23 protein-coding genes and 1 riboswitch are annotated in these 21,839 nt (G+C 75.2%); of the genes, 13 read left to right on the plus strand and 10 right to left on the minus strand.

Annotation, left to right across the window (positions count from 1 at the left end; translation table 11 throughout):
- Window positions 1-52 precede the first annotated feature (52 nt).
- From IE170_RS29645 to IE170_RS29660, 4 genes are all read right to left on the minus strand, one after another.
- Window positions 53-1,576 carry a cobyric acid synthase gene (locus IE170_RS29645; protein ID WP_189812560.1) on the minus strand — a complete coding sequence of 508 codons (1,524 nt, stop codon included), beginning with the start codon at window positions 1,574-1,576 and terminating at the stop codon, window positions 53-55.
- A complete protein-coding gene (locus tag IE170_RS29650) occupies window positions 1,573-2,532 on the minus strand; it encodes a cobalamin biosynthesis protein (RefSeq protein WP_189812561.1) in 960 nt (319 codons plus the stop codon). Before IE170_RS29650 ends, IE170_RS29645 begins: the two co-directional genes overlap by 4 nt.
- Before the next feature lie 57 nt (window positions 2,533-2,589).
- Window positions 2,590-2,682, minus strand: a riboswitch (cobalamin riboswitch).
- 166 nt (window positions 2,683-2,848) lie between these two features.
- Entirely contained in the window at window positions 2,849-3,070 is a 222-nt protein-coding gene (locus IE170_RS29655; RefSeq protein WP_189812562.1) for a hypothetical protein, read from the minus strand.
- A gap of 23 nt (window positions 3,071-3,093) precedes the next feature.
- On the minus strand, window positions 3,094-4,353 hold the full coding sequence (locus IE170_RS29660) for an inorganic phosphate transporter (protein WP_189812563.1): 1,260 nt from the start codon (window positions 4,351-4,353) through the stop codon (window positions 3,094-3,096).
- Between the two features lie 365 nt (window positions 4,354-4,718).
- Between IE170_RS29660 and IE170_RS29665 the strand changes: the two genes are divergently transcribed.
- Both IE170_RS29665 and IE170_RS29670 read left to right on the plus strand, forming a co-directional pair.
- Window positions 4,719-5,849 carry an alpha/beta hydrolase family protein gene (locus IE170_RS29665; protein ID WP_189812564.1) on the plus strand — a complete coding sequence of 377 codons (1,131 nt, stop codon included), beginning with the start codon at window positions 4,719-4,721 and terminating at the stop codon, window positions 5,847-5,849.
- A gap of 148 nt (window positions 5,850-5,997) precedes the next feature.
- The gene (locus tag IE170_RS29670) at window positions 5,998-7,419 is read left to right on the plus strand and encodes a hypothetical protein (protein ID WP_373299074.1); all 1,422 of its coding nucleotides are present in this window, start codon (window positions 5,998-6,000) and stop codon (window positions 7,417-7,419) included.
- Window positions 7,420-8,238: 819 nt separating this feature from the next.
- Here the strand turns inward: IE170_RS29670 and ypfJ are convergent.
- Entirely contained in the window at window positions 8,239-9,126 is an 888-nt protein-coding gene (ypfJ, locus tag IE170_RS29675; protein WP_189812565.1) for a KPN_02809 family neutral zinc metallopeptidase, read from the minus strand.
- A gap of 205 nt (window positions 9,127-9,331) precedes the next feature.
- Between ypfJ and abc-f the strand changes: the two genes are divergently transcribed.
- The 3 genes from abc-f (at window position 9,332) to IE170_RS29690 (ending at window position 12,449) form a co-directional block, all read left to right on the plus strand.
- Entirely contained in the window at window positions 9,332-10,930 is a 1,599-nt protein-coding gene (abc-f, locus tag IE170_RS29680; RefSeq protein WP_125542508.1) for a ribosomal protection-like ABC-F family protein, read from the plus strand.
- A 353-nt stretch (window positions 10,931-11,283) separates the two neighbouring features.
- The gene (locus IE170_RS29685) at window positions 11,284-11,505 is read left to right on the plus strand and encodes a helix-turn-helix domain-containing protein (protein ID WP_179175146.1); all 222 of its coding nucleotides are present in this window, start codon (window positions 11,284-11,286) and stop codon (window positions 11,503-11,505) included.
- Window positions 11,506-11,669: 164 nt separating this feature from the next.
- Complete coding sequence (locus IE170_RS29690) at window positions 11,670-12,449, plus strand: enoyl-CoA hydratase/isomerase family protein (RefSeq protein WP_189812566.1); 780 nt, start codon at window positions 11,670-11,672, stop codon at window positions 12,447-12,449.
- 76 nt (window positions 12,450-12,525) lie between these two features.
- Here the strand turns inward: IE170_RS29690 and IE170_RS29695 are convergent, their stop codons facing one another.
- Entirely contained in the window at window positions 12,526-13,461 is a 936-nt protein-coding gene (locus tag IE170_RS29695; protein ID WP_229885280.1) for a zinc-binding dehydrogenase, read from the minus strand.
- Between the two features lie 194 nt (window positions 13,462-13,655).
- Here IE170_RS29695 and IE170_RS29700 point away from each other — a divergent pair, with 194 nt between their 5' ends.
- From IE170_RS29700 to amaP, 5 genes are read left to right on the plus strand one after another with little or no spacing between them, the layout of a single operon-like run.
- On the plus strand, window positions 13,656-14,087 hold the full coding sequence (locus IE170_RS29700; RefSeq protein ID WP_189812568.1) for an Asp23/Gls24 family envelope stress response protein: 432 nt from the start codon (window positions 13,656-13,658) through the stop codon (window positions 14,085-14,087).
- Between the two features lie 12 nt (window positions 14,088-14,099).
- Window positions 14,100-14,291, plus strand: a complete 192-nt coding sequence (locus tag IE170_RS29705) for a hypothetical protein (protein ID WP_189812569.1) — start codon at window positions 14,100-14,102, stop codon at window positions 14,289-14,291.
- Window positions 14,288-14,680, plus strand: coding sequence for an Asp23/Gls24 family envelope stress response protein (locus tag IE170_RS29710; RefSeq protein ID WP_189812570.1), 393 nt, complete (start codon window positions 14,288-14,290; stop codon window positions 14,678-14,680). Before IE170_RS29705 ends, IE170_RS29710 begins: the two co-directional genes overlap by 4 nt.
- Window positions 14,677-15,315: a DUF6286 domain-containing protein gene (locus IE170_RS29715; RefSeq protein ID WP_189812571.1), complete on the plus strand. Its 639-nt coding sequence runs from the start codon at window positions 14,677-14,679 to the stop codon at window positions 15,313-15,315. Before IE170_RS29710 ends, IE170_RS29715 begins: the two co-directional genes overlap by 4 nt.
- Window positions 15,316-15,320: 5 nt before the next feature.
- Window positions 15,321-15,878 (plus strand): alkaline shock response membrane anchor protein AmaP, encoded by a 558-nt coding sequence (amaP, locus tag IE170_RS29720; RefSeq protein ID WP_308428438.1) that lies wholly within the window; start codon window positions 15,321-15,323, stop codon window positions 15,876-15,878.
- Between the two features lie 55 nt (window positions 15,879-15,933).
- Here the strand turns inward: amaP and IE170_RS29725 are convergent, their stop codons facing one another.
- From IE170_RS29725 to IE170_RS29740, 4 genes are all read right to left on the minus strand, one after another.
- Window positions 15,934-16,689 carry an SDR family oxidoreductase gene (locus tag IE170_RS29725; RefSeq protein WP_189812573.1) on the minus strand — a complete coding sequence of 252 codons (756 nt, stop codon included), beginning with the start codon at window positions 16,687-16,689 and terminating at the stop codon, window positions 15,934-15,936.
- 10 nt (window positions 16,690-16,699) lie between these two features.
- Window positions 16,700-17,497 (minus strand): SURF1 family cytochrome oxidase biogenesis protein, encoded by a 798-nt coding sequence (locus IE170_RS29730; RefSeq protein ID WP_189812574.1) that lies wholly within the window; start codon window positions 17,495-17,497, stop codon window positions 16,700-16,702.
- Between the two features lie 73 nt (window positions 17,498-17,570).
- Window positions 17,571-17,804, minus strand: a complete 234-nt coding sequence (locus IE170_RS29735) for a metallothionein (RefSeq protein ID WP_189812575.1) — start codon at window positions 17,802-17,804, stop codon at window positions 17,571-17,573.
- 63 nt (window positions 17,805-17,867) lie between these two features.
- Window positions 17,868-18,839, minus strand: coding sequence for a DEDDh family exonuclease (locus IE170_RS29740; protein WP_189812576.1), 972 nt, complete (start codon window positions 18,837-18,839; stop codon window positions 17,868-17,870).
- Between the two features lie 244 nt (window positions 18,840-19,083).
- On the opposite strand from IE170_RS29740, the gene IE170_RS29745 reads away from it, so the two are divergent.
- Genes IE170_RS29745 through IE170_RS29755 form a run of 3 tightly spaced genes read left to right on the plus strand, consistent with a single transcriptional unit; the run spans window position 19,084 to window position 21,780 of the window.
- On the plus strand, window positions 19,084-19,971 hold the full coding sequence (locus tag IE170_RS29745) for a sterol desaturase family protein (protein WP_189812577.1): 888 nt from the start codon (window positions 19,084-19,086) through the stop codon (window positions 19,969-19,971).
- Entirely contained in the window at window positions 19,968-20,717 is a 750-nt protein-coding gene (locus tag IE170_RS29750; protein ID WP_189812578.1) for a lysoplasmalogenase, read from the plus strand. Before IE170_RS29745 ends, IE170_RS29750 begins: the two co-directional genes overlap by 4 nt.
- A 19-nt stretch (window positions 20,718-20,736) precedes the next feature.
- Window positions 20,737-21,780 carry a zinc-dependent alcohol dehydrogenase family protein gene (locus tag IE170_RS29755; RefSeq protein WP_189812579.1) on the plus strand — a complete coding sequence of 348 codons (1,044 nt, stop codon included), beginning with the start codon at window positions 20,737-20,739 and terminating at the stop codon, window positions 21,778-21,780.
- Window positions 21,781-21,839: the final 59 nt, after the last annotated feature.

Raw genomic sequence — 21,839 nt, forward strand, 5'->3', positions numbered from 1 at the left:
AGGCCCGGCCGAGGTGTTTCCGTGCTCCCCGCACGTGCGGGGACGGCGGCGGTCACGGCGCCCCCGGCGGGAGGAAGGGGAGGCCCGCCGGGGCGCCGCCCTCGATCAGGCGGAGCAGGGCCCCGGTGTCGGCGTGTTCCTCGATCAGGTCGCCGAGCAGGTCGAGCTGCTCCTCGCGGAGCCCCGCGAAGGAGGTGTCCGGGGCCGGCACGAACCGCCGCCCGGCCGCGGCCGCGACCTCGCGCAGGAAGGCCCGCCGGAACCCGTCCGACTCCAGGGAGCCGTGCCAGTGGGTGCCCCAGACCGCGCCGACCCGGCAGCCGTCCAGGAACGGCTCCCCGCCCAGCACCTCGGCCACACCGTGGTGGATCTCGTACCCGTCGACGGGCTCGCCGAGCGCCGTACCGGTCGGCCGGGCCAGGGTCTTCTCCCGGGCGAAGCGGACCCGCACCGGCAGCAGGCCGAGCCCTGCCACGGATCCGGCCCTGGACTCGACGTGGTCCTCGATGTGCTCGCCGAGCGCCTGGAAGCCGCCGCAGATGCCGAGCACCGGCCGCCCCTCCGCGGCGCGCCGCACCAGCGCGTCGGCGAGCCCGCGCTCGCGCAGCCACTCCAGGGCGCGGACCGTGCCCCGGGTGCCGGGGACGACGACGAGGTCGGCGTCGGCGAGCTCCTCGGCCCGGTCCACGAACCGCACGACCACGCCCGGCTCGGCCGCCAGCGCGTCCACGTCGGTGAAGTTCGACATCAGGGGCACCGCGCAGACCGCGACCCGCAGCACGTCCTCGCCGACCGGCGGGGCGACGACCGACTCGCGCACGGCTCCGCGCAGCGAGACCCGCAGGCCGTCCTCCTCGTCGATGCCGAGCCCGTGCCGGTAGGGCAGCACCCCGTACGTGGCGCGGCCGGTCAGCGACCGCAGCATCTCCATGCCCGGCTCCAGCAGCGAGACGTCGCCGCGGAACTTGTTCACCAGGTAGCCCGCGATCAGCGACTGGTCCGCTTCCGACAGCAGCGCCGTGGTCCCGAAGAAGGAGGCGAAGACGCCGCCCCGGTCGATGTCGCCGACCACGACGACGGGGAACCGGGCGGCCCGTGCGATGCCCATGTTGACGATGTCGGTCCGGCGCAGGTTGATCTCGGCCGGGCTGCCGGCCCCCTCGCAGATCACGGCGTCATACGTGCCCCGCAGCTGCTCCAGGCAGTCGGTGACGACGCCGAGGAGCTGCTCCTGCCGCCCGCCGTGGTAGCCGCGGGCGCTCATCTCGCCGACCGGCTTGCCGAGCAGCACCACCTGGCTGCTGCGGTCGCTGCCCGGCTTGAGCAGGACGGGGTTCATCGGCGCGGTCGGCTCGACGCCCGCCGCCTGCGCCTGCATGGCCTGCGCCCGCCCGATCTCGGCGCCCTCGCGGGTGACGAACGAGTTCAGCGACATGTTCTGCGCCTTGAACGGCGCCACCTTCACGCCCTGCCGGGCCAGCCAGCGGCAGATGCCCGCCGTGACCACGCTCTTGCCGGCGTCCGAGGTCGTCCCCGCGACGAGGAGACCCCCCGCCGGCCTGCTGCCGCCGCTCATCCGCGCCCCTTCCCCGGGCGGCGCGACACCGCGTACCGCAGTGCGACGCACGCCCCCAGTGCCAGCCAGGTCACGCGCTGCGAGAGCCGCACCGCGCGTTCGATGTCGGCGACCTCGACGGGCCGCCCGTACGCCCCGTTCAGCACGGCCCGGTGCTCGACCCGCCCCCCGTACGCGAGGGTGCCGCCGAGCCGTACGCCGAGGGCGCCCGCGAAGGACGCCTCCACCGGCCCGGCGTTGGGGCTGGGGTGGGCGCCGGCGTCGGCCCGCCAGGCGCGCAGGGCCCCGCGGCGGTCCGGCCCGGCGGCCGCGGCGGCCAGGGCCGTCAGCCGGGCCCCGGGCCAGCCGGCGAGGTCGTCGAGGCGGGCGGACGCCCAGCCGTAGCGGAGGTGGCGGGGCGACTTGTGGCCGACCATCGCGTCGAGGGTGTTCACGGCGCGGAAGGCGGCCAGCCCCGGGACGCCGGCGACGGCCCCCCACACCAGGGCGCCGACGACCGCGTCGGAGGTGTTCTCGGCGACGGATTCGACGACGGCGCGGGCGATCTGCTGCCCGTCGAGGGAGTGCGGGTCGCGCCCGCAGAGGTGCGGCAGCCGCTCCCGGGCGACGTCCACGTCGCCGGCGGCGAGGGCGCCGCCGATGGCGCGGGCCTCCCGGCCCAGCGTGGTGCCGCCGACGACGGCCCAGGTGGCGGCCGCCGTCAGGGCGATACGGGCGGCAGCGGGGCGGGAGCGTACGGCGCGCGCGGCGAGCGCGCCGAGCGCGGCCGCGCCCCCGGCGCACACCGCGGCATGCGCCACGCCGTTGGACCGCCGGTCGCGCCACAGGGCGCGTTCCACGGCGGCGGCGGCTCGTCCGAAGGCGGCGACGGGGTGCCCGCGGCGCGGATCACCGAGGATCCGGTCGGCGATCAGGCCCGCCGTCGCGCCGTACGCGAAGACGCGATCGGCACGCATGTGCAGGTATGTCCTCACTCAGGGTCCGCGCCCTGGTTCGACGTGTCCGGCGGCGAGAGTTCCTGGCTCCCGGGGCGCCGGCCCGGTGCGGGCCGGCCGTGCTCCCCGGTGACAGTGGCGGGACCGCGCCGGATTCGCACCGGACTTCCTCTGCTGCCGCCGTGATGGCTCCGGCAGTCCACCACGCCCCGCGATGGCCCGTCAACTTGCCGTTGACCAGCCCGAACGGGGACGTACATACGGGAACTCCCCCCGGGCCGGGCCCGGGGGGAGTCGTCGGCGCGTGCGCGTACGGGCGCTGGGCCCGCACACGGGATCAGGCGATGATCAGGTAGATCCCGTACGCCACGGCGGCGGCGCAGAGCGCGAAGCAGGCGTAGGCGCCGGTGCGGGCCAGGGCGGCACCGCCGCCCGCGTCGGTGGCGGCCTCGTGCTTGGACAGGCCCACCATGCCCAGGGTGAACAGGGCGACGAGGGCGACGGTGGCGAAGAGGCTGACTCCGAAGACGGAGCCCAGGGCTGCCCAGTCGATCTTCATGCTGGCTGAACCTTCTCTGCTCGTCAGACCGCTGCGGCGGGCGCCGCGGGGGTCTCGCCGGCCGCGTGGGCGACGGGGGCGGGGATGGTGGCCTTCAGGTCGGTGCCGGCGACGGCCGCGACACCGGCCGGCGGGACGGCGACGGCCGCGATGGCCGTGGTGACCACGCCGGGGTCCTCGGCGTCGTCGTCGGTGACGTTGGTGTGGTCGACGACCTGGCGGCGGGAGACGAGCCAGATGGCCACGCAGGAGCCGACGAGGAAGACGGTCACGGCGGCGACGCCGACGTCACCGGTGCGCATGGCGAGCTCGGCGAGCGCCGAGACCAGCGCGGCGGCCGGCAGGGTCAGGCCCCACGCGACGAACATGCGGGTGGCGGTGGACCAGCGGACCACGCCGCCCTTGCGGCCGAGGCCGGCGCCCATGACCGCACCGGAGCACGAGTGCGTGGTGGAGAGCGAGAAGCCGAGGTTCGAGGACGACAGGATCACGGCCGCGGCCGAGGTCTGGGCGGCGAAGCCCTGCTGCGGCTGGAGGTCCGTCAGGCCCTTGCCCATGGTGCGGATGATGCGCCAGCCGCCCAGGTAGGTGCCCAGCGCGATGGCCACGCCGGCGGAGACGATGACCCAGACCGGCGGGTCCGCGTCGGGGGCGAGGGCGCCGCCGGCGATGAGCGCCAGGGTGATGATGCCCATCGTCTTCTGCGCGTCGTTGGTGCCGTGCGCCAGGGAGACCAGGCCCGCGGAGGCGATCTGGCCCGCCCGGTAGCCCTTGGCGGAGGTCTTCTCGCCGACGTTCCGGCCGAGCTTGTACGTGACCTTGGCGGCGAACATCGCGGCGACGCCGGCGACGATCGGCGCGGCGACCGCGGGGAGGAGGACCTTGGTGACGAGCGTGCCGCCGTTGACGGCGCCGAGGCCCGCGGAGGCGACCGCGGCACCGATCAGACCGCCCATCAGGGCGTGGGAGGAGCTGGAGGGGAGTCCGACCAGCCAGGTCAGAAGGTTCCAGAGGATCGCGCCGACGAGCGCGGCGTAGATCACTTCCGGCTGGATGCCCTCTTCGTTGACGAGGCCCTTGGAGATCGTCTTGGCGACCTCCACGGACATGAACGCGCCGACGAGGTTGAGCACGGCGGACATGGCCACCGCCGTCTTGGGCTTGAGGGCGCCGGTCGAGATGGTGGTCGCCATCGCGTTGGCTGTGTCGTGGAAACCGTTCGTGAAGTCGAACACGAGAGCGGTGATGATCACGATCCCGAGGAGAAGCGTTATGTGCTCCATTTACCCAGGCTTCTGTTTGGCGTCAGTGGCACGGCGACCGTAGGCAACGTGGGTGAACGGAAGATGAACTGACCCCGTCGATGCGATGGACGCCCCGGCTTCCGGAGCGGCCCGTTCCTCACCTTTTAGAGGGATGTATCCCGATTAATGCACGTCAAAGCGGGGTTAACGAGCCCCTCCGGGCGCCCCGCGCAGCCGCTCGACCGGTTCCGAAACCCGACCGGAAGTGATTCACATCACCCGGTGAAACCCCTCGTGGGCGACACCCCGAACGGTCACCGAGCCCTGCCCGATCACGTTCCGCTTCCGGCCCCTCACGGAATCCTCCGGTGGCCCGCCCGCGCACACGGTCCGACACTGGAGCGGTGCGTACCGCCACGGTGACGGCAGCGGCCGTCGCGACCACCCTCCTCGGTGCCGGCGCGGCCGCGGTAGCGGCGGGCCGGCTCGCCGCGGACGCCGCCCTGCGGCCCGTCCCCGGCCGCCCCCTTCCGGGCGGCCCCCGGCTGACCGTCCACTCCGCCGACCCCGGCTCGGTGGCCCTCACCCGCTCGCTCGCCTCCCTGCGCCCCGGCACCTACGGCCTCGCCGCCCCCGGCGTCCACGCCGTCGTCGGCGAGGTCCTCGACCGGGCCGACCGCGACCCCGACACCGTCGTGCGCCGGCTCCTCGCCGTCACCCACGGCAGCCTCGACCCCGGCACCCGCGTCGTCCTCACCCCCCAGGTCCACCTCGGCGACCCCGGCAGTGCGCTCGGCCTCGAACACGCCGACGTCGACGTCCCCGGCGAGCTCGGCGGCATGCCCGCCTGGTTCGTGCCCGGCGCCCGCGCCACCTGGGTGATCGCCGTCCACGGCCTCGGCACCGGACGCGAGCACCCCATGGTCGTCATGCCCTGCCTGCAGCGGCTGGGCCTGCCCGTCCTCGCCCTCGCCTACCGCGGCGACCTCGGCGCCCCCGCCTCCCCCGACGGCCTCGGCCACCTCGGCGAATCCGAATGGCGCGACGTCGACGCCGCCATCCGCTACGCCCTGCGCTACGGCGCCCGCCGCGTCATCCTGCACGGCTGGTCGACCGGCGCCGCCATGGCCCTCCACACCGCCGAGCGCTCCGCCCTCGCCGACCGCATCAGCGGACTCGTCCTCGACTCCCCCGTCCTCGACTGGCACGCCACCCTCCGCGCCCTGGCCGCCGCCCGCCACACCCCGGCCGCCCTGCTCCCGCTCGCCGTGCGCGCCGCCGAAGGGCGGGCCGGACTCCGCGCCGGACGCCGGGCCCCCGGAGAGGACCCCCGCGCCCTGCGCGTCCCCGTCCTCCTCTTCCACGGCCCCGACGACACGATCGCCCCCTGGGAGCCCTCACGCCGCCTCGCCGCGGCCCGCCCCGACCTCGTCACCCTCCGGACCGTTCCCGACGCCCCCCACGGCGCCATGTGGAACGCCGACCCCGAGCGGTACGAGGAGGCCCTGCGGCGCTTCCTCACCCCGCTGATGTGAACGGCTCACCACCGTGACGTGAAAGGCCACCGGATCCGGGCCGCACGGGCACCGCAACGAGCTGTATGTCCGCTCTGCACCGGTATCGCCTACCGATAACAACCGGTTCCGTTTGGGCTTTCGGCCGGTGACGGGCGAGACTTCCTCCGTGACGTCCCGAAAGCCTGATGAGCAGTTGGTTCGCGACTCCAGACTCCGACTCGTCTCCCCGCGCTCGGTCGCGACCGCCCGCAAGGCGGTGACCGACCGGCGCACCCGGCCGGCCTCCCGGCCCCCGGCGGGCACCCCCGGCACGGCCGAACTCGCCCACCGGGCGCGGGCGTCCCTCGCCGACGCCGTACGGCTCGCCCGCTGGGCGGAGGCCAACCTCGGCGCGGGCGACGGAAACCGGCCCGCACCGGCCGGCGCGCTGCCCGCCGCGGACGTCGAACGGGCCGCCGTCGACCTGCGGCTGACACACGGGCAGATCCAGGCCGGCTGGGACCGCGCCCGCCTCGCCGGACTCGTCGAAGTCCACGGCGGCCACGCCCGGCCCGGCTGGCGGCTGCGCGCCTGGGACCGCGACGACACCGCCGTGCTGCGCGGCTGGGTCGCCCTCTTCGACGCCTGGTCGCTCGTCCACCCCGCACCCGCCGACATCGCGCCCTCGGTCGTCGCCGAAGTGGTCGAGGCGATGCCGCAGCTGCTCTCCCTGCTCCAGCTGTCCGCCGGCCCCGTCACCGTCCCCGACCTGCTCGACCTGCTCGGCCAGCGCGTCACCGAACTCCGGGACGAGCGGTGCGAGGTCCCCTACGGACCCCAGCCCGCCCCCGCCACGGCCTCCGCCGAGGACGCCGCGGCCGGGCCCGGGCCCCTCGCCCGGCTGCTGCGCTGGGCCCTCGGCGGCCTCGCCGCCGTCGACGCCGTCGCCCTCGGCCCCGCCCAGGCCTCGCTCACCCCCCTCGGCAGCTGGGCCGTCTGGGTCAAGCTGGAGCAGATCTGCGTGGCCGCGCAGAGCCCCGCCGGCAACATCGAGCAGTCCGCCGCCGCCATGCTGCACGGCTGCGCCGGGCTCACCCCCGGCCCGGCCCGCGCCGAATACCGGGCCTGGCTCGCCGCCCGGCCCGTCGGCCACGCCGTCGCCGAACTCCTCGACGCCGCCCGCGGCGACGACGCCCTCCTGCGCGGCCTCGCCTTCGAAGCACTCCGCGTCGTCGGCGCCCCCGCCGAACCCGAGGTCCGGGCCGCAGCCCGGGAACCCGCCCTGCGGCCGTACGCGCTGCTTTGGCTCGCCGAACACGACGGCGTCGACCCCGACGAGGCCCAGGACGTGCTCACCCCCGAGGAGTCCACCTGGCTCTGGGTGGACACCGCCGCCGCCATCGCCGACCACGGGGAGGCGGAGCTTCTCGCCCGCCACCTGGACTCGGCGGTGCGCACCACCGTGCCGAGGCTGCTGGAGGAGGTCCGCGCCGTCGGGCACCCCCGCACGGTGCAGGTCCTCGTCGCCCTGGCCGCCGCCCACCCGGACCCGTCCCTGGCCAAGGCGGTTCGCCGGGCCGCGTTCCAGGTCCACACGGGCGGCGAATAACGGCCGCCGCCCCGCAGCCGCCGACGCGCCTGAACACACCCGGCGGCGCTGCCCCCGCACCCTCGCGCCTCAAACGCCGGCGGGGCTGGAGGGGCGGGGCCGGTTGTGCCTGGCGGGTGTGTCCGGCTGTCCGGCGGTGGGTGGTTTCGGGGGCGCCGCCCCCGTGCCCCCGCGCCTCAAACGCCGGCGGGGCTGATGTGTGGGGCCGGTTGTGGGTGCGTGTGCGGGTGTCCGGCGGTGGGTGGTTTCGGGGGCGCTGCCCCCGTGCCCCCGCGCCTCAATCGCCGGCGGGGCTGGATTGGGCGGAGCGGTTGGTTGTGCGTGGCGGGTGTGTGCGGGTGTCCGGCGGTGGGTGGTTTCGGGGGCGCTGCCCCCGTGCCCCCGCGCCTCAAACGCCGGCGAGGCTGGATTGGGCGGGGTTGGATGTGCCCGGTGACCGTGTGCATGCCCGCGCGCATCAAGCGCTGGCGGCTTGGATGTGGCCGACGGGGCGATATCAAGCCCGCGCGGCGTTTGAGCGCACGGGCGCGGAGCGCCCGTTTCGGGGGGCCGGGGGCTTGTCCCCGGTTTCGGGAAGGGGCGGGTAGGGGAATCGGCTCCGCGCAGCGGCCCGAAGCCCCCTGTGCCCGCCCGACGGCCAGTCGCGTCTCGTTGCTCCGGGCCGCCGGGCCGGGCCGCCGGGCCGGGCCTCCGAGCCTGGCGCCGCGCAGCGGGCGTTGCCGCCGTGGCGTCCCCAGTCGGCCGGGCGGCCGTAGCGTCCCGCGCCGCGGCGGCCGTGGTGTCCCGGCCAGGCGGTGGCGGCCGGTGGTGCGCCCCGGGTCAGCGGAACGTGTCGCAGCGGGCCATGTCGCCGGTGCGGTAGCCCTCGGCGAACCACTGCTGCCGCTCCCGGGCGGACCCGTGGGTCCAGGACTCCGGGCTGACCCGGCCCTCGTAGCGCGTCTGGATGCGGTCGTCGCCGACCGCGGCCGCCGCGTCGAGCGCCTCGGCGATGTCCCGCTCGGTGAGTGCCCGCAGCAGGGGGCGGCCCGTGGCCGCGTCGGGGGTGCGGACCGCGTTGCGGGCCCACACCCCGGCGTAGCAGTCGGCCTGCAGCTCGGTCCGCACCGCGTTGCTGCCCGCGCCCTGCCGGCCGTCCCGGGCCCGTTCGAGGGTGCCCGTCAGGTTCTGTACGTGGTGCCCGTACTCGTGGGCGACGACGTACGCCTGCGCGAAGGGCCCGCCGGTGGCGCCGAGCTTCGTCCGCAGGTCGCCGAAGAAGTCCGTGTCCAGGTAGACCTGCCGGTCGGCCGGGCAGTAGAACGGCCCCACCGCGGCGGTGGCGGTCCCGCACGCCGTGTCCACCCGGCCGGTGAAGAGCACCGTCGAGGCGGGGGAGTAGCGTCCGGAGCGCCGGGCGAATTCCTGCCCCCAGAAGTCCTGCGCGCTGCGCACGACCGCGGCAATCCGGCAGTCCTCGCGGGTGTTGGCGTCCCGCCCGGTCAGGCAGGACCGCTGCACCTCGCCGACCGTCGCGGCGCCGGTGCCCGGCTCCGGTTCGCCGGTCAGCCCGAGCTGGTCGGGTCCGACGCCGAACAGCAGGCCGAGCACCAGCGCCAGGATCCCGGCGATGCCGCCGCCGACGGTCGCCCGCCCGCCGGGGATGCGGCGCCCGCGGACGTCTTTGACCCCCGAGGTGTCGAGCCTGGCGTCGTCGTCGAACTGCATGCAGCACCGCCCTCGCATCCACCGGCCGCCGCCCCTGCGGCGAGTATCACCCCGTCCGTGCCGGTACGCGCTCCGGGCCGGCGGCCCGGAAAGTGGTTGCGCACCCCCGGTAGACTGACCCCCATGGCAAATCTCCTCGCGGATTAGCGGCGTCGAAGCTCGCCCCCGCCCCCTTCCGCCGTTCCCACCGCCCTGGAGTATTTCCGTGATCACCGCCACCGGCATCGAGCTGCGCGCCGGCGCCCGCATCCTCATCGAGTCCGCTTCCTTCCGCGTCGCCAAGGGCGACCGCATCGGCCTGGTCGGCCGCAACGGAGCCGGCAAGACCACCCTGACCAAGTGCCTCGCGGGGGAGGGGCAGCCCGCCGCGGGCAGCATCACCCGCTCGGGCGAGGTCGGCTACCTGCCGCAGGACCCGCGCACCGGCGACCTCGACGTCCTGGCCCGCGACCGGATCCTCTCGGCCCGCGGCCTCGACGTGCTGATCAAGAAGATGCGCGCCAACGAGGACCGCATCGCCAACGGCTCGGGCGCCACCCGCGAGAAGGCCCTGCGCCAGTACGAGCGCCAGGAGACCGAGTTCCTCACCAAGGGCGGTTACGCCGCCGAGTCGGAGGCCGCGACCATCTCGGCCGCCCTCGGCCTTCCCGACCGCGTCCTCGGCCAGCCCCTGCACACCCTCTCCGGCGGGCAGCGCCGCCGCGTCGAGCTGGCCCGGATCCTGTTCTCGGACGCCGACACCCTGCTCCTCGACGAGCCGACCAACCACCTCGACGCCGACTCGATCATCTGGCTGCGGGACTACCTGAAGACGTACCGCGGCGGCTTCATCGTGATCTCCCACGACGTCGACCTCGTCGAGACGGTCGTCAACAAGGTGTTCTACCTGGACGCGAACCGCTCGGTGATCGACGTCTACAACATGGGCTGGAAGCTCTACCAGCAGCAGCGCGAGGCCGACGAGAAGCGCCGCAAGCGCGAGCGCCAGAACGCCGAGAAGAAGGCCGCGGCCCTGAACGCGCAGGCCGACAAGATGCGCGCCAAGGCCACCAAGACGGTCGCCGCGCAGAACATGGCCAAGCGCGCCGACCGCCTGCTGTCCGGCCTGGAGGCCGTGCGCGCCCAGGACAAGGTCGCCAAGCTGCGCTTCCCGGATCCGGCGCCCTGCGGGAAGACGCCGCTGACCGCGGAGGGCCTGTCGAAGTCGTACGGCTCGCTGGAGATCTTCACGGACGTCGACCTGGCGATCGACAAGGGCTCCCGGGTGGTCATCCTCGGCCTGAACGGCGCCGGCAAGACCACTCTGCTGCGCCTGCTCGCGGGTGCGGAGAAGCCGGACACCGGCGCCGTCACGCCCGGCCACGGCCTCAAGCTCGGCTACTACGCGCAGGAGCACGAGACCCTCGACCCGGACCGCACGGTGCTGGAGAACATGCGCTCCGCGGCGCCCGACCTGGACCTGGTCGACGTCCGCAAGACGCTCGGCTCGTTCCTGTTCTCCGGCGACGACGTGGACAAGCCGGCCGGGGTGCTCTCCGGCGGCGAGAAGACCCGCCTCGCGCTCGCGACGCTGGTCGTCTCCTCGGCGAACGTGCTCCTCCTCGACGAGCCCACCAACAACCTCGACCCGGCCAGCCGCGAGGAGATCCTCGGCGCGCTGCGCACCTACAAGGGCGCCGTCATCCTCGTCACGCACGACGAGGGGGCGGTCGACGCGCTGGAGCCGGAGCGGATCATCCTGCTCCCGGACGGCGTGGAGGACCTGTGGGGCCCGGACTACCGGGACCTCGTGGCCCTCGCCTGATCCCCTGCCGCGGGCTGATCCAGTTCCTTGTCGATCATTCGGCCCAGGTCTTTCTCCGTCATCTGAGTGAGACGGTCTCGTACCGCTGCGCTCTGGACGACTGCCCCGGCCGTGCCGAGCACGGTGCCGCGCCGGCGCTTCGTCCTTCCCGTCTGCCGCTCCTGACCTGGTGATTCCTCGCGCCGTCGGGCGGATGTGACGGACGTCATGCAACGGAAGAGGGGATTCCGTTCTGCTCGGGCGTCCACGGCTCGGGAAATGCCGTCGTACCGACCTTGCTGAATGGGTGGCCAGGAAGCCGGGGAGGGGTGATCATGAGAAGTCCAGAGCGCACTTCCCATGAGGAGGCACGGGTGGCCGAGACTCTGAAGAAGGGCAGCCGGGTGACCGGCGCCGCGCGCGACAAGCTCGCGGCAGACCTGAAGAAGAAGTACGACTCCGGTGCGAGCATCCGGGCGCTGGCCGAGGAAACCGGCCGGTCCTACGGGTTCGTCCACCGGATGCTCAGCGAGTCCGGAGTCGTGCTGCGCGGCCGCGGTGGCGCGACGCGCGGCAAGAAAGCGGCTTCGATCTGAATCGGAGACCCCGGCCGCACGTCCGGGGTCCGGACCAGCGGCGCCTTCATGCCTGCACCGCGGTTCCTTCGGTGACCCCCCGGCCGGCCGAACGGCCGACCGGGTGGTTACTGTGCAGTCACTTAGGCCGACACCGCGGCCGACTGCACACCGGAGGCACACAGATGGCTCTGCTCGACAAGGACGGCGTACGGCTCACCGTGGACGACGCCGTCGCCACGGTGACACTGACCAATCCGGCCAAGCGGAACGCCCAGTCCCCCGCGCTCTGGCGGGCGTTGACGGAGGCCGGACGGTCGCTGCCCGGCACCGTCCGGGTCGTGGTGCTGCGCGGTGAGGGCAAGTCCTTCTCCGCGGGGCTCGACCGGCAGGCGTTCACCCCCGAGGGCTTCGAGGGCGAACCGTCCTTCCTCGACCTCGCCCGCGGGTCGGACGAGCTGCTCGACTCCACCATCGCCGAGTACCAGGAGGCGTTCACCTGGTGGCGGCGCAACGACATCGTCTCCATCGCCGCCGTGCAGGGCCACGCCATCGGCGCCGGCTTCCAGCTCGCGCTGGCCTGCGACCTCCGCGTCGTCGCCGACGACGTGCAGTTCGCCATGCGCGAGACCAGCCTGGGGCTCGTGCCCGACCTGGCCGGGACGCAGCCCCTGGCCTCGCTCGTCGGCTACGCCCGCGCGCTGGAGATCTGCGCGACGGGCCGCTTCGTGCACGCCGAGGAGGCCGAGCGGATCGGGCTCGCCAACCTCGTCGTGCCCGCGGACGAACTCGACGCCGCCGTCAAGGACCTCACCACGGCCCTCGTCGCCCCGCCGCGCGACGCCGTCATCGAGACCAAGGCCCTGCTGCGCGAGGCCGGCTCCCGCGGCTACGACGAGCAGCGCGCCGCCGAGCGCGCCGCCCAGGCCCGCCGCCTGCGCGACCTGGCGGGCCTCTCCGACTGACCCGCCCCCGCGAACGGCCCCGCGCCAGGGCGGGGCCGCCCGCTGCCCCGGTCGGGCAGCCGGTCCCGTACCCCCGTCACGGGACCAGCAGTGCCTTGCCCGGAACCTCGCGCGCCTCGATCGCCCGGTGCGCATCCGCCGCCCGGTCCAGCGGGAACGTCCTGGACACCACCGGCCGCAGCCGGCCCGCCGCCGCCTCGCCGAGTGCGAACGCGGCCAGCCGCCGCCGCTGCTCCGGCTCGAACTGCACCTCCCGGATGCCGGTGACCGTGATCCCGCGGCGCCCGGCCTCCAGCGGATCGGGCTCGGCGAATCCGCCGCTCGGCGCGCCGTGCGCCGAGACCCTGCCCCCGTCGCGGACCAGGGCGAACGCGGCCCGCCCCAGTTCCCCGCCGACCCCGTCCAGCAGCAGGTCCACCCCGCCGACCCGCCCGGCCCAGCCCTCCTCCGTGTAGTCCACCACCGCGTGCGCGCCCAGGCTCCGCACCAGCGCGAGCTTCCGCTCGCCCCTCGCCGCGCCGACCACCTCCGCGCCTGCCGCCAGGGCGAGCTGCACGAGCAGCGTCCCCATCCCGCCGGCCGCGCCCAGGACGAGCACCCGGGTCCCGGCGGTGATCCCGGCCGCGGCAGCGATGCCCGCGGCCGTCACCCCGTCGTGCCCGAGCGCGGCCGCCTCCGCCGGCCCGAGGCCGTCAGGGACGGTGACCAGGTGTTCAAGCGGTGCGCGGACCAGCTCCGCGTACGTGCCGAGGGCCGCCCCCGCGGCCAGCACGCGGCGGCCGAGCCACTCCCCGTCGACGCCCGCACCGACCCCCGCCACCGTCCCCGCCACCGCGCCACCCGGCACGTAGGGCGGAGTGATGCCGAACCGGTCGCCCCAGCCGGCGCGGATCTGCGTCTCCACGAAGATCGTGTCGACGGCCTCCGTCCGGATCAGGAGCTCGCCCGCTTCCGGCACCGGATCGGGCAGTTCCACCGGAACCAGCACCTCCGGACCCCCGTACGCATCCACCCGCACCGCCTTCACGGCGTCCCCCTCTGCCTCGCTTCCACGGGCCCCAGGCCCTGCCGAGGACCACTCTCCGACCTCAAGGGCGGTTGAGGTCAAGGGCCGCATCCCGCCGTTCGGCTCAGTCCCGGAGCGGCCTCGCGCCGCCGCACTTACCGTGGTCCACAGGGGGACAAATCCGCCCGAAGGGATCTGCGATGAGTGAATCCTCAGCCGGGGGTGCCGCCCGCGCTCCCGCCGAACGCGGCCGTACGAGCATCGCCGACGGCGTGGTCGAGAAGATCGCCGGAATGGCGGCCCGCGAAGTCCCCGGCGTCCACGCCATGGGCAGCGGCAGCGGCATGTCCCGCACCTTCGGGGCCGTCCGCGAACGCGTCCCCGGCGGGGCCAAGCAGTCCGTCACGCGGGGCGTCAAGGCCGAGGTCGGCGAGGTGCAGACCGCCCTCGACCTGGAGATCGTCGTCGAATACGGCGTGGCCATCCGCGACGTCGCCGGCGCCGTCCGGGAGAACGTCGTCGCGGCCGTCGAGCGGATGACGGGCCTGGAGGTCGTCGAGGTCAACATCGCCGTCAGCGACGTCAAACTGCCCGACGAGCCCGATGACGAGCCCGAACCCCGCATCCAGTAGCAAGGAGGCCGCATGAGGATGGCTGTCGTCGGCCTCTTCGCCGGCATGGCCCTCGCCTTCGCCGGATACTTCGGCGGTTTCGGGGCGTTCCTGCTGGTCGCCGCCTTGGGCGCGGTCGGGTTCGTCGCCGGGCGGTTCCTGGACGGGGACCTCGACCCCGGCGACCTGTTCCGGCCCCGCGACCACGGCAGGGGGCCCCGGTGAGCACACCGCGGCCGACGCCGCCGCCGGTCCCGCCCGCCGAGCGCGGGGCGACCCACATCGCCGACCGGGTCGTCGCGAAGATCGCCGCACAGGCCGCGCGCGAGGCGCTGGCCCGCGAGCCCGGCGGGCAGCCGCGGAGCGCGGGCCGGGCGCAGCCCGCCGCCCCGCACGCCACGGTCACCGTCCACCACGACGTCGCGCGGGTCCGCATCACCCTGGAGCTCGGCTACCCCTCCGACCTCGGCGCCCAGTGCGCCGCCGTCCGCAGCCGGGTCGTCCGCCGCATCGAGGAGTGCGCCGCCATGTCCGTCCCGGAGGTCGACATCGACATCGAGCACCTGCACCCGCCGGGCACGCCGGGCGCCGCGCTGCACCGGAAGCCGCGGTGACGGCAACCGCCCCGCCGCCCGGCCGGCGCCCGGTCCGGCGGTTTCGGTCGGCGCGGCGGATCCCCGCCGCCCTCGTCGCGCTCGTCCTGCTCGCCGCGGCCGGCCTGCTCCTGTACGACCTGGTCGCCGTACGCGCCGGGCGGCCCGCCCTGCAGTGGCGCCGCGGCCTCGCCGACGCCCTCGACCGGTACGCACCCGCCGACCCGGAAGCGCTCGTGGCCGCCGGTGTCCTGGCCGCGATCGGGGCCGTCCTGCTGGTGCTGGCCCTCGCCCCGGGGCTGCGGCGCGTGCTCATGATGCTGCCCCCGGAGCCGGAGCCGCCGCAGAAGTCCGCGGCGGAAGCGGCCGGGGAGGGAGGCGGGGCCCCCGCTGCCGAAGTCCGGGCCGGGATCGGCCGCCGGGACGCCGCCCGCGTGCTCCGGGACCGGGTCATGGAGGTGCCGGGGGTGCGGTCCGCGCGCGTCCGGGTGCGCCGGCGCCGTGTCGCCGTGGCCGCGACCTCGCACTTCCGCGAACTGGACGACGTACGGGCCGATCTGCAGCGGGTCCTCGCCGCAGGCATCGGCGAACTGGCCCTCGCACACCCGCCGCACCCGCGGGTCCGGGTCGCGAGGGCCGCGGCCGGGAAGAGGTGAGGCCGGTGCTCGGGACGGTCAACCGGATCCTGCTCGGCCTCGCCGGGCTGCTGCTCCTCGCCGCTGCTGCCGTGGTGTTCGCGGCCGCGCCGCCGCTCGGCGGGCGGTACCGGCCGCTGCTGGCCGCGCCGACGCGCAACCGCCTCTGGCCGGTCGGGGGCTGGGAGCAGTGGGCGGTCTACGCGGGCCTCGCCGTGTGCGTCCTGCTCGCGCTGTGGTGGCTGCTGTCCCAGCTGAGGAGCTCACGGCTGCCTTCGGTGGCGGTCGACACCGGCGACGGCGCCTTCGCGGTGCTGCGCGGGCGGGCGCTGGAGGAGGCGGTGGCGGCCCAGGCCGGCGCACTGGACGGGGTCGCGCGGTGCAGGGTCTCCCTGCGGCGCCGGCGCGGCGCCCCCGGCCTGCGGCTCCTGCTGGACCTGGAGCCGCACGCCGTGCCCGCGGACGTGCTCGCGGCGCTGGCCGGGCCCGTCCTCGGCCGGGCGCGCGCCTCGTCCGGGCTGCCGTCGCTGTCGGCGGACGTCCGCTTCCGCGTGCCGGCGCACCGGGCCCGCCGGGTCGCCTGACGCGGCGCGCCCACCGCGCGTCGCGCGGACGGCCCGGCGCCGCGCGGCCGGCCCGTCAGAAGCCGTGCCGGAACCCGCCGTCGACCGGCAGCATGACGCCCGTCAGGTAGGAGGCGGCGGGGGAGAGCATGAACGCAGCCGTCCGGCCGAACTCCTCGGGGGTGCCGTAGCGCCGCAGCGGGATGCGGGCCTCGTTCGCCGCGCGGGCCGCAGCCGCGTCGCCCGACAGGGCGTCCAGTTCCCGGACCCGGTCGGTGTCGATCCGGGCGGGCAGCAGCCCGAGGACCCGGACGCCCTTCGGCCCGAGCTCCACCGACAGCGACTTGGCGAAGCCGGCCAGGCCGGGCCGGAGCCCGTTGGAGATGGTCAGCCCGGGGATCGGCTCGTGCACCGAGCCGGACAGGACGAACGCGACGACGCCGCTCTCGCCGAGCTCGGCCGCGGCGGCCCGCGCGAGCCGCACCGCGCCGAGGAACACCGTCTCGAAGGCGGCGGTCCACTGCTCGTCGGTGTTGTCCGCGGCCGTGCCGGGCGCCGGGCCGCCGACGCTGATCAGGATGCCGTCGAGCCGTCCGAAGTGCTCCTTCGCCGCGGCGACGAGCCGGGCGGCGCTCTGCGGATCCGCGTTGTCGGCGCCGACGCCGACCGCGTTCCCGCCGAGGCCGGCCGCGGCCGCGGCGGCGCGCTCCCGGTCCCGGCCCGTCAGCACCACCTTCGCGCCGTCGGCCGCCAGCTCGCGGGCCGCCGCGAGGCCGAGCCCGCGGGTGGCGCCGGTGACGATGTAGACACGGTCCTTCAGTCCAAGATCCATGCGGCAGACCCTACGCCGCCGGAGCCGTCTCCCGCCCGGCGGTCTCCGCCGCCGCCCGGGCGGCGGCCTCCCGGTCGCGCCGCTCGCGCCGCACCAGGACCGCCCAGCCGACGGGGACCCCCGCCGCGAACAGCCACCACTGCACGGCGTACGCCATGTGGGCGCCGATCGAGTCGTGGTCGGGGTCGCCGATGCCCTCCGGCGAGCCGTCGGCCGGCAGCGGACCGGTCAGTTCGAGGTAGCCGCCCAGCACGGCCCGGCCCAGGGCCTCGGCCTGCTGGCCGCTGTTGATGAGCATCACCTGGCGGTCCGGGAGCCCCTTGCGGTCCTTGATGCCGCTGCCGCCGCTGGTCTCGTCGGCCTTGAGGCGGCCCGTGACCGTCACCTCGCCCGCGGGCGGCGGCGGCACCTGCGGGTGCGAGCGGGAGTCCGCGCCGCCCGGCACCCAGCCGCGGTTGACGAGCACCGCCCGGCCGTCGGCCAGCAGGAGGGGGGTCAGCACGTGGAAGCCGAGCCGGTCGTCGTTGGAGGTCCGCATGCGGACGACGACCTCGTGCGCGGTGTCGTACGTCCCGGTCGCGGTGACGGCCCGCCACCAGTCGGCCCGCGGGACGCGGTGGCCGGGCGAGGTGACGGAGGCCACGGGCACCGGCTCGGCGGCCAGGTTCGCCTCGATCAGCTCGTTCTGCGCGACCCGGCGCTCGTGCCGGTGGTACTGCCAGAACCCGAGCTTGACCATCACGGGGATGAGGACGAGGGCGACGAGGGTGAGGCACACCCACTGCCGGGTCAGGACGAAGCGGTACACGCCCCCGACGGTACCCGCAGCGGAGGGGGCCCCGGCGGCCGGGTGGCCGTCCGGGACCCCGTTGCCGCGAACGTCACACGCGGTCGACGATGCCCGCCCTCCCCTCCGCGCGGGCGCAGTGCGCCCCGCAGAACCACTGGCCCTCGACCTCGACGCCCTGTCCGATGATCTGGACCCGGCAGTGCTCGCAGATGGGCGCCATGCGGTGGATGGCGCAGGCGAAGCAGTCGAAGACGTGAACCGCGCCTTGGGCATGGACCTCGAAGGACATGCCGTAATCGTTTCCGCAGACCTCACAACGTGCCATGCGCCACAGGGTGGGTCCGCGGGGCGGGCCGCGGAAGCGGGCGCGGGGCGAGTCGCCGGAGGCTCACCCGTCTGCCGCAGCCACGTCCCGCAGGAGCTGGGTGAAGGCCGCCTCGTCGACCACGGGGGTGCCGTACGCCCGCGCCTTGGCGACCTTGGAGGTCGCCGAGTCGGGGTCGTTCGTCACGAGCAGGCTCGTGAGCCGCGACACACTCGTCGCGACGTGCAGGCCTGCCTCCACGGCGCGGTCCTCCAGCAGTTCGCGGTCGACGGAGGTGTCGCCCGAGAAGGCGATCCGCATGCCCTGCTTGAGCGGCTTGCCGTCCTCGAAGCGCCCCGGGTTGGAGTGCGGGCAGGCCGGCCGCTTGCGTGCGGGCCGCCAGGAGGAGCCCCCGTACGAGGCCTGCCGGCCGATCCGCGCGGAGGCGGGGGAGTCCGACCACTCCGTCAGGGGGCGGCACTCCAGCAGCGGCAGCCGCACCCCTCCCGCGGCCGCGGCGTGCAGCGAGGGGCGGAACGCCTCCGCCAGGACGCGCGCGTCGTCGAGGGCGTGGTGGGCCTGCTCCTGGACCACCCCGAAGTGCGCGGCGAGGGTGGCCAGCTTGTGGTTGGGCAGCGGGAGGTCGAGCTCCTTCGACAGGGCGATGGTGCACAGCCGCTGGCGGACCGGGGCGGCCGCGGAGGCCCGCGCGTACTCGCGGGCGATCATCTGCCAGTCGAACATGGCGTTGTGCGCGACGAGCACCCGGCCTTCGAGCCGGCTCGCGAACTCCTCCGCGATGTCCGCGAAGAGGGGCGCGTCCCGGAGCATGTCCCCGGTCAGCCCGTGGATCCACACCGGTCCCGGGTCCCGCTGCGGGTTGACCAGCGTGTACCAGTGGTCCTCCACATCGCCCTGCGCGTCGAGCCGGTAGACGGCGGCGGAGACTATGCGGTCGTCGCGGGCGAGGCCGGTCGTCTCCACGTCGACGACCGCGTACCCGGTGGGGTAGGAGGCCGGCCACGTCGTCTCTGCGGTCGTGCGGTCGTCGAGCATGGTCACAGAGGATATCGGCCCCCGCCGACACCCCCGCCCCCGCGGCGGCTCCGGTCCGCCTCCCCGGCTGCCGGCCTGTCGCCCCGTCAGCCCCGCGGCCCGCCGCGGGCTTCGCCGTGCAGCCCGCCCGGGGGGCCGGTCCGGGCCGTCCCCGGCCCCTGCCGTGAACCGACGGTAACCCCGATGGATACCGATCGGTAACAACCTCTAGCGGCGGCCCGGAGGGCGCCTCTATGGTGCCGACATGCCGAACCTGCCCGATGTGGTGCTGTGGTCCATACCCGCCTTCGTGCTGCTCACCGTCATCGAAGCGGTGAGCTACCGCCTCCATCCCGACGAGGACGCCGCCGGGTACGAGGCCAAGGACGCCGCCACCAGCATCGCCATGGGGCTCGGCAGCATCGGCTTCGACCTCCTCTGGAAGATCCCCGTCGTCGCCGTCTTCACCGCCGTCTACGAACTCACCCCGCTGCGCGTGCCGTTCCTGTGGTGGACGGTCCTGCTGATGCTCCTCGTCCAGGACTTCCTCTACTACTGGCAGCACCGCAGCCACCACGTCGTCCGCATCCTGTGGGCCTGCCACGTCGTCCACCACAGCAGCCGCCGCTTCAACCTGACCACGGCCCTGCGCCAGCCCTGGACGAGCGCCACCACCTGGTGGTTCTACCTGCCCATGGTGGCCCTCGGCGTGCACCCGGCCGCGATCCCCTTCTGCTACGGCATCAACCTCGCCTACCAGTTCTGGGTCCACACCGAGCGCATCGGCAAGCTGCCCCGGCCGATCGAGTACGTCTTCAACACGCCCTCCCACCACCGCGTCCACCACGCCTCGCAGGGCGGCTACCTCGACCGCAACTTCGGCGGCATCCTCATCGTCTGGGACCGCATGTTCGGCTCCTGGGCCGGCGAGGAGGAGCGGCCCGTCTACGGGCTGACGAAGAACATCTCCACCTACAACCCGCTGCGGGTCGCCACCCACGAGTACGCCGCCATCGCCCGCGACGTGCGCGCCGCCCGCACCTGGCGCGAGCGCGCCGGACGCGTCTTCCGCGGCCCCGGCTGGCAGCCCGCGCCACCGCCCGCAGAGCCCGCTGCCGAAGCCCCGGCGCCCACGCCGGAGCGGGCCGCGTGAGCGCCTCCTCCGGCCGCGCCGCGGCCCCCGGGGGAGCGGAGCCGGGCCCGCGGCCCGGCCCGGCCGGCGGCTCCGGGGGCCAGGAGCGTGCCGGGCGCCTGCTGCTCGCCGCCTTCGCCGCCGCCGCGGCCGCCGACCTCGCCTCGCTGCTCGCCGGCTGGGACACCGGGCACGTCCTCGCCAAGCCGCTGCTGATGCCGCTGCTCGCCGCGTACGCGGTCACCCGCCGGGCCCCCCGCCTGCTGGTCGCGGCGCTGCTCTTCGGCTGGGGCGGCGACGTCGCCCTGCTCTTCGACGCCGAGCTGGCGTTCCTGGCCGGGATGGGCTCCTTCGCCGCCGGACACGTCTGCTACCTGCTGCTCTTCCGCCGCGGCAGGGCGCACCCCTGGCTGGGGGCCGCGTACGCCGCCGCGCTCGTCGGGACCGTCGGGCTGCTGTGGGGCGACCTGCCGGCCGACCTCAGGATCCCCGTCGCCTGCTACAGCCTGCTGCTGACCGCAATGGCGTTCCGCTCGGGGGCGTTCGGCCCGCGGGCCGGGCTCGGCGGCGCCCTCTTCCTGCTCTCCGACACCCTGATCGCCACCGGGGTGGCGGCCTGGCCGCAGCCGCCCCGCCCGGACTTCTGGATCATGGCGACGTACTCGGCGGCCCAGTACCTGCTGGCCGGCGGCATCCTCGCCGGGGCCCGGGCGTACCGTATGACGGTCGTACCCGGCGGGAGCCGCCGGGATCCCGCCCCCACCTGAGCCCGAAGGACCGACCCGCATGCGCGCCACCGTCATCCACGCCCCGCACGACATCCGCGTGGAGGAGGTGCCCGACGCGGCGGTCCGGCTCCCCGGGGACGCCGTCGTCCGCGTCCTGCGCGCCTGCATCTGCGGCAGCGACCTGTGGGCCTACCGCGGCGAGGCGCAGCGCGTCCCCGGCCAGCGCATCGGCCACGAGTTCCTCGGCGTCGTCGAGGAGACCGGCTCGGCGGTCGCCGGGCTGCGTGCCGGCGACCTGGTGGTGGCGCCCTTCATGTGGTCCGACGGCACCTGCGAGCACTGCGCCGAGGGGCTTTTCACCTCCTGCGCGGACGGCGGTTTCTGGGGGTCCGTCGGCCACGACGGCGGACAGGGCGAGGCCGTCCGCGTCCCCCACGCCGACGGCACCCTGGTCAAGCTGCCCTCCGAAGCGGCCTCGGACGACCACCTGCTGACGGGCCTGCTGGCGCTGTCCGACGTCATGGGCACCGGCCATCACGCGGCGCTCGGCGCCGGCGTCCGCGAGGGCGCCACCGTCGCCGTGGTCGGTGACGGCGCCGTCGGCCTGTGCGGGGTGCTCGCGGCCCGGCGGCTGGGCGCGGAGCGGATCATCGCGCTCGGCCGGCACGCGGCCCGCACCGACATCGCGAAGCTGTTCGGGGCGACGGACGTCGTCGCCGAGCGCGGGGACGCCGCCGTCGCCGCGGTGCGGGAGCTGACCCGCGGCCTGGGTGCGCACGCCGTGATCGAGGCCGTCGGCACCGAGCAGTCCATGCGCACCGCGATCGGCATCGCCCGTGACGGCGGGTCCGTCGGCTACGTCGGCGTCCCGCACGGCAGCGGCACCGGCATCGACCTCGACGTGATGTTCGACCGCAACATCAGCCTGCGCGGCGGCGTGGCTCCGGTCCGCGCGTACATACCGGAGCTGCTGCGGGACGTGCTGAGCGGCGCGATCGACCCGGCGCCCGTCTTCGACCGGGCGGTCTCCCTCGACGGGGTCCCGGACGGCTACCGCGCGATGGACGACCGCAGCGCGCTGAAGGTGCTCATCAAGCCCTGAGGCGCGGGGCGGGGCGGGGACGGCCGGAGGGGCCGGCCCGGGATCGCTCCCCGGCCGGC

The organism is Streptomyces toxytricini (assembly GCF_014649915.1).
Taxonomy (GTDB): domain Bacteria; phylum Actinomycetota; class Actinomycetes; order Streptomycetales; family Streptomycetaceae; genus Streptomyces; species Streptomyces toxytricini.